Raw genomic sequence first — 1,041 nt, 5'->3', positions numbered from 1 at the left:
CGGTGCCTTCCAGGCTATTTCGATGAATCCCGGCGTCGAGAGCATCGGCTCGAAATCGAGTGGACGGCCGAAGCCCATCCCGTCCATCATCACGTCGGCCACCGGGTAATGGTCGTTGAGGGCGACCTCGCTCGCCGTGATGGTGCGGATTCGCTTCGACTGCGTAGTCATCAGCAACGCCAGCTGATCCGAGGCGAAACCCGGAAAGATGCCCGAGACATAGAAGGATGCGCCGCCGGAGCTGGCGGCCGCCTCGAGTTGGTCGCGCCATTCCGGCGCGACATACGAAGGTGGATACACCAGACTCGTGGACGACGTCGACACGACATTGATCCCTGCCTTTAGCAGCCGCAAGTAGTCGGGCACGGCGGCGCCGTCGCGCTCGGGACCGCTCGCGGCATACACCACCGCGTCGGGCGCCAGGGCGATCAAGGCGTCGGCATCGTTGGTGGCCGCGATACCCAACGGTTCGATGCCAGCCAATTCCCCGGCGTCCTGGCCGACTTTGTCGGGCGAATGCACCCACACGCCGACCAGATCCAGATCGGGGCGTCGGTGGATAGTGCGGATCGCGATCGACCCGATGCCGCCGGTCGCCCAGACCACTACGCGCTGAGCTGCCATTTCGTACCTCCTGTTAAGAGAGCGCACACTATCCTAACGAACAAATTTTAGGTTATGGTGCTGTTGATGTTCACGCTTAGGTTCGACCTGCGTGCGCCGGAGTGGGCCGGGCCGCCCGATGTGGCGTGGCCATACCTCGAACGCGCCGCGGCCGCTCATGAGTAGGGAGGTGAACCCCGTGCGTACCGTTGTGTGGTCGACGGGGGGAGTTGGGTCGATCGCCATCGATGCGATCCGCCGCCGGCCCGACCTGGAACTCGTTGGGGTATGGGTGCATTCGCCCGACAAAGTCGGCCAGGACGCCGGGGAATTGGCTGGCATCGAACCGTTGGGTATCGCGGCCACCAACGATGCCGACGCCTTGATCGCCCTGGCGCCCGACGCGGTGGTGTATGCCGCGAGCGGTCCCGAGCGCGA

2 pseudogenes are annotated in these 1,041 nt (G+C 64.6%); one reads left to right on the top strand and one right to left on the bottom strand.

The window, feature by feature from the left end:
• Nucleotides 1-624 (bottom strand): annotated as a pseudogene (locus A5745_RS13370) (dihydrodipicolinate reductase); the annotation flags it as partial.
• A 157-nt stretch (nt 625-781) separates the two neighbouring features.
• Here A5745_RS13370 and A5745_RS13365 point away from each other — a divergent pair.
• Nucleotides 782-1,041: pseudogene (locus A5745_RS13365) on the top strand (dihydrodipicolinate reductase); the annotation flags it as partial.

Origin of the sequence: Mycobacterium sp. IS-2888 (assembly GCF_001954215.1) — a bacterium.
GTDB lineage: Bacteria > Actinomycetota > Actinomycetes > Mycobacteriales > Mycobacteriaceae > Mycobacterium.
Note: the sequence above shows the minus strand (reverse complement) of the source record. Positions and strands in the feature narration are given on the sequence as shown.